Below are 7,535 nucleotides of genomic sequence, written 5' to 3'. Positions count from 1 at the left end.
CGCGGCCGCCCGGGAACCCCCCCGGCCCGGGGCGGCTCCGCGCCGAACTGGCTCCAGCCGCCGTCGCCGGAGGCCGCCTCGATCGGGGTGGTGTCCTGCTCGTTCTTCTTGTCGTCCATCTCGTTCATCCCCCAGGTCCTGCGTCCCTCCGTGGACACCACGGCGACGACCGGTTCTCTCCGGTGTCCATATCCTGCGCGAAGGGGGGTAAGAGCTGGTTAAGGGCGTGATCGGAATGATCCGCACCTCCTGACGGCCGCTTTATCCGCCGTGGTCAGAGGACCGGGCGGAGGCCGTACGAAAGAGAAAAAATCATGATTTGGCGGGCCAGTACTCGTCGAGGAGGATCCGCTTGTAGAGCTTGCCCGTGGGGTGACGGGGAAGCTCCTCGCGGAAGTCGACCGACTTGGGGCACTTGTACGGCGCCAGCCGGTCACGGCAGTAGGCGATCAGCTCGGCCTCCAGTCCCGGCCCGGCCAGGTCCATGGAGACCGGCTCGACGACGGCCTTGACCTGCTCGCCCATCTCCTCGTCCGGGACGCCGAAGACCGCCACGTCGGCGACCTTGGGATGGACCGCGAGCACGTTCTCCGCCTCCTGCGGATAGACGTTCACCCCGCCGGAGATGATCATGTAGGAGCGCCGGTCCGTCAGGTAGAGGAAACCCTCCTCGTCCAGGTAGCCGATGTCGCCGAGGGTCGTCCAGCCCCGGCCCTTCGGGTCCCTGGACGCCCTCGTCTTGTCCTCGTCGCCGTGGTAGACGAACTGCGGCCCCTTGTCGAAGTAGACCGTGCCGTGCTCGCCCGGCGGCAGTTCCTCACCGTCCTCGTCGCAGATGTGCACCACGCCGAGGAGCGCCCGCCCCACGGTGCCCTTGTGCTTGAGCCAGTCCTCCGGGCCGGCGTAGAGGAAGCCGTTTCCCTCGGTGCCCGCGTAGTACTCGTGGACGATCGGGCCCCACCAGTCGATCATCTGCTCCTTGACCGGGACCGGGCAGGGCGCGGCGGCGTGGATCGCGCACGCCAGCGACGACAGGTCGTACGCGGCGCGGGTCTCCTCCGGGAGCTTGAGCATCTTGATGAACATGGTCGGCACCCACTGCGAGTGCGTGACACGGTGCTCCTCGATGAGCGCGAGCGCCCGCTCGGGGTCGAACCGCTCCATCACCACGATGGTCGCGCCCAGGCGCTGGAAACTCATGCAGTAGCGCAGGGGGGCCGCGTGGTAGAGCGGCGCCGGGGAGAGGTAGACGCTCTCCGCGGAGGGGGCGAAGAGGAACTGGATCAGCTGGAGCAGCGGGCCGGGCTCGTCGAGGGAGGTCGCGGGCAGGGCCGGCTTGACGCCCTTGGGCCGGCCGGTGGTCCCGGAGGAGTAGAGCATGTCCGCACCCTGGCACTCGTCCTCGACCGGCGTCGGCGGGTGGGCCGCGACCGCCTCCTCGTAGGAGGCGAACCCGGGAGCGGTGCCGTCCAGCATGAGGCGGGTCTCGACCCGGGGGGTGGCCTCGGTGATCGAGACGGCGACGTCGGCGAGGGCGGCGGAGGAGATGAAGACCCTGGCCTCGCAGTTGTCCACGATGTAGGCGAGCTCTCCGGCCGTCAGCCGGGAGCTGATCGCGGTGTAGTAGAGGCCCGACCGGTGCGCCGCCCAGGCCACCGCCAGGAAGAGCGGGTGGTTCTCCAGCATGAAGGCGACGTGGTCGCCCGGGCGCAGGCCCGAGGCGCGGAACAGCTGGGCCAGGCGGTTGGACTCCTCGTCCAGCTCTCGATAGGTGACGACCCGTCCGGAGCCCGCCATGATCACAGCGGGCTTGTCGGGCGAAACGGCTGCGATGGCTCCCGGATGCATAACCGAACGCTACTCGGTTCGATGATCCGCGGGAAGTGCCCGCTTACCCCGGAACGCCGGACGGGGCCGCGACCTCCCGGAGAGGTCGCGGCCCCGTGTGAGCGGGTGCCGTGCGGTGCCGCCGGACGGGTCCGGCCGCCGGATCAGGCGTGGCTGTAGACGTTCTCCCAGCCGCCGTAGTAGCCCTTGGGGCCGAAGTGGTTGCCGCGGCTCACCTTGACGGAGATCTCCTGCGCTCCCTCACCGCTGAAGGAGTAGAACTTCGCGGGCTTGCCGCAGTTCTTGAAGCTCTTGAAGGAGGTCGCGCCGTTGAAGTGCTCGATCTTGAAGGTCGCCCACGAGCAGCGGTACTTCGGGTTTCCCCACCACTTGTGGTTGGTGAGCTTCCCGTGAACGGTGTAGTCGTACTCGTGGACCCACTTCCAGACCCACTTCTTCTGCCAGGTCTTGACCCAGGCGCACTTCTTGTGGCCGTTCTTCCACCAGCACTTCTTGACGACCTTGGGGTACTTCTTCCAGTAGCCCTGCTTCTTCGACTCCTTGGTGACCTGGACCTTGCCCTGGGCCACGGCCTTGTGGTTGGCCGAGGCGTAGGGGCCCCAGTGGTCGGAGAAGTACGGCGAGGCGGAGAGCCCGCCGGGGCCGGTGGCGGCGTTCTCGATGGGGGTGGCGGCGTTGGCCGCGACGGGGGCGCCCATGGCCAGGAGGGTGGCCGCGCCGGCGCCGACGAGGATACGGGTGGCGAATCGCATCTGAGGGAACCTCTCGGGAATGAGGATTTTCTGACGCTCCCGTTGTACGTCCGCCCGATTGCCGTCCACTTACAGGGCACTGCCGCCCGCTTACAGGCCGCTTAAACGGCGAGGTCGGACCGGAAATCCGATAAGCGCTTTTTCCCGATCTTCCGGGGAATCACCGCCGAAAGGATCACCGGTCCGGCCCCGCCGGTTCTCAGCCCGCGTTCACGGAAATGACGGAGCCGTTGTAGGTCCGCTCGATGAACTGCTTCACCTCGGCCCCGGAGAGCAGCTTGGCGAGCTTGGCCACGCGCGGGTCCTGCTCCTGGCCGGCCTTCACGACCAGGCCGTTGGCGTAGGGGTTGCCCTCGGCCTTCTCCAGCACCAGCGCGTCGGAGGCGGGCTTGAGGTCGGCCTCGAGCGCGTAGTTGCCGTTGATGACGGCGGCGTCCACGTCCTCCAGCGAGCGGGGCAGCTGCGCGGCCTCCAGCGGCTGGAACTTCAGGTTCTTCGGGTTGCCGGTGACGTCGCGCTCGGTGGCGGCGGTGCCGACGCCCTCCTTCAGGGTGACCACGCCGTTGTCGGCCAGCAGCTTCAGGGAGCGGCCCAGGTTGGTGGCGTCGTTGGGCACCGCGACGGTCGCGCCGTCGGCGAGCTCGGTCACGGCCTTGATCTTCTTGGAGTACAGCCCCAGCGGCTCCAGGTGCACGTCCTGGACGTAGGTCAGCTTGGTGCCCTTGGAGGCGTTGAAGTCGTCGAGGTACGGCCGGTGCTGGAAGAAGTTGGCGCCGAGCTCGCCGTCCTCGAGCTGCACGTTCGGCTGCACGTAGTCGGTGAACTCAACGATCTCCAGGTTCAGGCCCTCCTTTGCGGCCAGCTCGTCCTTGACGAACTTCAGGATCTGCCCGTGCGGGACCGGGCTGACGCCGACCTTGAGCACCTCGCCCGCGGCGGGCGCGGAGGCCGCGGCGTCCCCGGCGGTGCCCGACTCCGTGGAGCCGCAGGCGCCCAAGGTGAGGACGAGGGCGGTCGCGGCGGACGCGATGGCGAACAATCTGCGCACTGTGCGCTCCTTCTGTGAGTAAAACCCTATTTGTAGATAGGAAAACCCAGGATATCCCTCGTGGTGGACCACCCCGGGTGCGGTGGAGTTCAGTCGGTGGAGTTCAGGCGGAGGGGGCCAGGCGGTGAGGGTCAGGCGGTGAGGGTCAGCGGCGGGCGAGGCGCCGGGCGATGGTGTCGCCCAGGGTCTGCACCAGCTGGACGATGACGACCAGCACCACGACCGTGACCACCATGAGCGTGGTCTCGAAGCGCTGGTAGCCGTACCGGATGGCCAGGTCGCCGAGGCCGCCGCCGCCGATCGCCCCGGCCATGGCCGAGTAGGAGATCAGCGCCACCACGGTCACGGTCAGCCCCGCCACCAGGCCGGGCATGGCCTCGGGGAGCAGGACCTTGCCGATGATCGTCCCGCGCCCGGCGCCCATGGCCTGGGCCGCCTGCACGGTGTCCCGGCCGACCTCGCGCAGCGCGGTCTCCACCAGCCTGGCGAAGAACGGCGCCGCGCCCAGGGTCAGCGGGACGACCGCGGCGAACGTGCCGATGGTGGTGCCCACGATGAGGCGGGTCAGCGGGATCACCGCGATCATCAGGACGATGAAGGGCAGCGACCGGCCGAGGTTGACCACCAGGCCGAGCACCCGGTTCAGCACCGGGGAGGGCAGCAGCCCGCCCCGGTCGGTGACGACCAGCGCGATACCGAGCGGCAGCCCGAACAGTACGGTGAACAGCGTGGACCAGACGACCATCTGGGCGGTCTGCCCGGTGGCCTCCAGCAGCAGGGGGCTCATCTCGTCCCAGGTCATGAGAGCTCCTTCGTCAGTCCCGTGACCGGTGCGCCGCGCTCACCGGCCCGCTCGCTCCACGCGTTCACTCGGCCACCTCCACCAGCAGGCCGCGCTCGCGCAGATAACCGAGGGCGGCCTCACGCTCGCCTCCGGTCAGGCGCACCCGCAGGCGGCCGGCCGAGATGCCCGCCACCTCCTCCAGCGCCCCGCCGAGGATGTTCACGTCGACGTCGAACTTGCGCACGATCTCCGAGACCACCGGTTCGTCGGCCTGCCCGGTGAAGGTGATCGTGACGTTCCCCGCCTCGGGCCGGGGCAGCGGGAACAGCTCCGCGGTGAGGCGGGAGCCCGGCCGCGCGATGAGCTCGGGGATGGCCCCGGACTCCTCGATCAGGCCGTCGCGCATGACCGCCACCGAGTCGCAGATGCCCTTGACGACGTGCATCTCGTGGGTGATCAGCAGGATGGTGAGCCCCAGCTCGCGATTGAGGTTCCGCAGCAGGGCCAGGATCGACTGCGTGGTCGCCGGGTCGAGGGCCGAGGTGGCCTCGTCCGAGAGCAGCACCGAGGGGTTGCCGGCCAGCGCCCGGGCGATTCCGACACGCTGCTTCTGCCCGCCGGACAGCTGCGCCGGGTGCGCTGCGGCCTTGTCCGCCAGGCCGACCAGTTCCAGCAGCTCGGCGACCCGCCGGGCCCGCTCGGCCCGCCCCACGCCCATCACCTCGAGGGGGAAGGCCACGTTCCCGGCGACCGTCCGGGAGGACAGCAGCGCGAAGTGCTGGTGGATCATTCCGATCCGCTGGCGGGCCCGGCGCAGCTCGCCCTCCCGCAGTGCGGTCAGCTCCTGGCCCGCCACGGAGACCGTGCCCTCGGTGGGCCGCTCCAGCAGGTTCACACAGCGCAGCAGGGTGCTCTTGCCGGCACCGCTCTGCCCGAGCACGCCGAAGATCTCCCCTTCGCGGACACGGAGGTCGACCCCTCCCAGGGCGACGACCTCGCGCCCCCTATCTCGATAGACCTTGCGCAGGCCCGACACATCGATCACAGCGGTTCCCCCAGCATGGAACGGATCAGCAGAGATGAAGACTTCGGCGGGGTGCGGCTAGCGCGTGCCGGGAGGGAAGGGCAGGTGGCTCAGGCGGCGCAGGACGAGGGTGTCCGCGGGACAGATCATGGGAGGCGGGACCTTCTTCGGAGGAACGGGCTCGGGGCTTCGGCGGGCGGAGCGGCGGGAGCTCAGCGCATGGAGGGCAGGCCGCCCATGGCGCACATCCGGAAGGCCCCGCGCGTGCGCCCGGCACGACACACGACCCGGCCCTGCGGGGTCATGTCGATGTCGCGTGCCACGTTCACGCCTGCGCCAACGCCCGTCCTCCCTCCCGCATTCCCATCGCCTCCTATGACCCTCGTCACACGCCGCTCCCGCCGGCCGTACGGGCCCGTCATCGCAAGGACCGCGGCGGGAACCCGGAGGGGCCCGCCAGGCCCTCCTCATGGGCGAGGATCGCCGCCTGGACGCGGTTCTCCAGCCCCAGCCGGGTGAGGATGCGGTTCACCCGGCTCTTCACCCCCGCCTCCGACAGCCCGAGGGTCCTGGCGATCCGCGTGTTGGACAGGCCCCGGGCGACCAGGACCAGGACCTCCAGCTCCCGGGCGGTGAGCCCGCCGATCCGCCCGCGCCCCGCCTTCTCCGCCTCCGGCGGCCCGGCGAGCAGCGCGGGGGGCAACGCCGCGAAGGTTCCGATGAGCCGCCGGGTGACGGTGGGCGCGAGCGCGGACTCGCCCGCGGCGACCACGCGGATGGCCTCGGCGAGCCGGTCGGGGGAGGTGTCCTTCAGGACGAAGCCCGCGGCGCCCGCACGCAGTGAGGCGTGGACGTACTCGTCCAGGTCGAACGTGGTCAGCATCAGCACCCGGGGACGCGGGTCCCCGTGCGGCCAGTCGGCGAGGATGCGGCCGGTCGCCTCGACGCCCGTCAGGCCGGGCATACGCACGTCCATCAGCACCACGTCGGGCCGGAGCTCGAAGGCCGCCGCCACCGCCTCCTCCCCGTCGGCGGCCTCCCCGGCGACCGCCAGATCGGCGCGCCGCTCGATCACCAGGCGCAGGGCGGACCTGACCAGTTCCTGATCGTCGGCGACGAGTACGCGCACGGGCCTCATCCCGCACCCCCTGCGATCACGCCGTCCCGAGGTACGGGACCCGCCTCGGAGACCGCGGCCGCGCCGTCCCGGGATACGGGACCCGCCTCCGAGGCCGCGGCCGTATCGTCCCGGGGTACGGGATCCGCCCTCGAAGCGGGGACGGCCGGTTCCGGAAACCGGAAGACGGTCTCCACCTGCCACCCGCCGCCGAGGGGACCGGCCCGCAGGGCGCCGTCGAACAGCGCGACCCGTTCGCGCATGCCGACCAGGCCGAGCCCGGAGCCGGGCACCGGGGTGTGGGCGGGTGCGGGCGGGCCGTTGCCGACGACGGCGGTCAGCCGTCCCTCCTCCCGCCGCAACGCGATGCGCACCTCGGTGGCGCCCGCGTGCCGCAGGACGTTGGTGAGCGCCTCCTGCGCGATGCGGTAGGCGGACACCTGCACCGCGAGCGGAACCCCGGCCACCGGATCCCCGCCGTCCTCGGAGCCCGCGCCGCCCGCGTCACGCGTGTCGACCTCGACCCGGCACCCGGCGGCGCGGGCGGCGGCGGCGAGGCGGTCCAGGTGGCGCAGCGACGGCTCCGGTCCGGGACCGGGCCCGTCCCGGTCGTCGGTGAGCAGCCCCAGCAGGCGCCGCATCTCGGTGAGCGCGGTGTCGGCGGCCGCGCCGATCCCGGCCATCCCCGGGCCCGCCCGCAGGGGATCGTCGGCCAGCGCCTCGGCGGTGCGCGCGCCTGCATGGCTATCGCGCTGACGTGGTGGGCGACCAGGTCGTGCAGGTCGCGGGCGATACGGGCACGCTCGGCCATGACCGCGCGCCGGGCGCTGACCTCCTGCTCGGCACGGAGCCGGGTGGCCAGTTCCCGCAGGCGCGCCGCGTCGGCGTGGATGCGGCGCTGGGAGGCGCCGAGCAGCCAGGCGCCCGCCGCCGCCGCGGTGACCAGCACCGCCTCCACGGGA

9 protein-coding genes are annotated in these 7,535 nt (G+C 71.1%); 1 reads left to right on the top strand and 8 read right to left on the bottom strand.

Going from position 1 to position 7,535, the window contains the following annotated elements; genetic code table 11:
- Positions 1 to 312: 312 nt before the first annotated feature.
- The 8 genes from ACWJ6R_RS26120 to ACWJ6R_RS26085 all read right to left on the bottom strand — a co-directional run bounded on the left by ACWJ6R_RS26120 (position 313) and on the right by ACWJ6R_RS26085 (position 7,384).
- Positions 313 to 1,848, bottom strand: a complete 1,536-nt coding sequence (locus ACWJ6R_RS26120; RefSeq protein ID WP_449064770.1) for an acyl-CoA synthetase — start codon at positions 1,846 to 1,848, stop codon at positions 313 to 315.
- Positions 1,849 to 1,991: 143 nt separating this feature from the next.
- Positions 1,992 to 2,600 (bottom strand): hypothetical protein, encoded by a 609-nt coding sequence (locus ACWJ6R_RS26115; protein WP_449064769.1) that lies wholly within the window; start codon positions 2,598 to 2,600, stop codon positions 1,992 to 1,994.
- A 199-nt stretch (positions 2,601 to 2,799) separates the two neighbouring features.
- A complete protein-coding gene (locus ACWJ6R_RS26110) occupies positions 2,800 to 3,648 on the bottom strand; it encodes a MetQ/NlpA family ABC transporter substrate-binding protein (RefSeq protein ID WP_449064768.1) in 849 nt (282 codons plus the stop codon).
- A 145-nt stretch (positions 3,649 to 3,793) separates the two neighbouring features.
- Positions 3,794 to 4,450, bottom strand: coding sequence for a methionine ABC transporter permease (locus ACWJ6R_RS26105; RefSeq protein ID WP_449064767.1), 657 nt, complete (start codon positions 4,448 to 4,450; stop codon positions 3,794 to 3,796).
- A 64-nt stretch (positions 4,451 to 4,514) separates the two neighbouring features.
- On the bottom strand, positions 4,515 to 5,477 hold the full coding sequence (locus ACWJ6R_RS26100; RefSeq protein WP_449064766.1) for a methionine ABC transporter ATP-binding protein: 963 nt from the start codon (positions 5,475 to 5,477) through the stop codon (positions 4,515 to 4,517).
- Between the two features lie 397 nt (positions 5,478 to 5,874).
- Positions 5,875 to 6,594 carry a response regulator gene (locus ACWJ6R_RS26095; protein ID WP_449064765.1) on the bottom strand — a complete coding sequence of 240 codons (720 nt, stop codon included), beginning with the start codon at positions 6,592 to 6,594 and terminating at the stop codon, positions 5,875 to 5,877.
- Complete coding sequence (locus ACWJ6R_RS26090) at positions 6,591 to 7,013, bottom strand: ATP-binding protein (RefSeq protein ID WP_449064764.1); 423 nt, start codon at positions 7,011 to 7,013, stop codon at positions 6,591 to 6,593. Before ACWJ6R_RS26090 ends, ACWJ6R_RS26095 begins: the two co-directional genes overlap by 4 nt.
- On the bottom strand, positions 6,911 to 7,384 hold the full coding sequence (locus ACWJ6R_RS26085) for a histidine kinase (RefSeq protein ID WP_449064771.1): 474 nt from the start codon (positions 7,382 to 7,384) through the stop codon (positions 6,911 to 6,913). The genes ACWJ6R_RS26090 and ACWJ6R_RS26085 overlap by 103 nt, the downstream gene beginning before the upstream one ends.
- Between ACWJ6R_RS26085 and ACWJ6R_RS26080 the strand changes: the two genes are divergently transcribed.
- Positions 7,331 to 7,535: hypothetical protein (locus tag ACWJ6R_RS26080; protein WP_449064772.1), on the top strand; the 205-nt coding region annotated here is incomplete at its 3' end. The two genes, ACWJ6R_RS26085 and ACWJ6R_RS26080, sit on opposite strands and share 54 nt — an antisense overlap.

Source organism: Planomonospora algeriensis (assembly GCF_977012225.1).
This window is presented reverse-complemented; position numbering and strand designations above follow the sequence as displayed.

What these genes read in the sequence shown, in the direction of transcription:
- ACWJ6R_RS26095 (WP_449064765.1), bottom strand. Translation starts at nt 6,594, where the DNA reads ATGAGGCCCGTGCGCGTACTCGTCGCCGACGATCAGGAACTGGTCAGG.
- ACWJ6R_RS26120 (WP_449064770.1), bottom strand. Translation starts at nt 1,848, where the DNA reads ATGCATCCGGGAGCCATCGCAGCCGTTTCGCCCGACAAGCCCGCTGTG.
- ACWJ6R_RS26085 (WP_449064771.1), bottom strand. Translation starts at nt 7,384, where the DNA reads ATGGCCGAGCGTGCCCGTATCGCCCGCGACCTGCACGACCTGGTCGCC.
- ACWJ6R_RS26115 (WP_449064769.1), bottom strand. Translation starts at nt 2,600, where the DNA reads ATGCGATTCGCCACCCGTATCCTCGTCGGCGCCGGCGCGGCCACCCTC.
- ACWJ6R_RS26105 (WP_449064767.1), bottom strand. Translation starts at nt 4,450, where the DNA reads ATGACCTGGGACGAGATGAGCCCCCTGCTGCTGGAGGCCACCGGGCAG.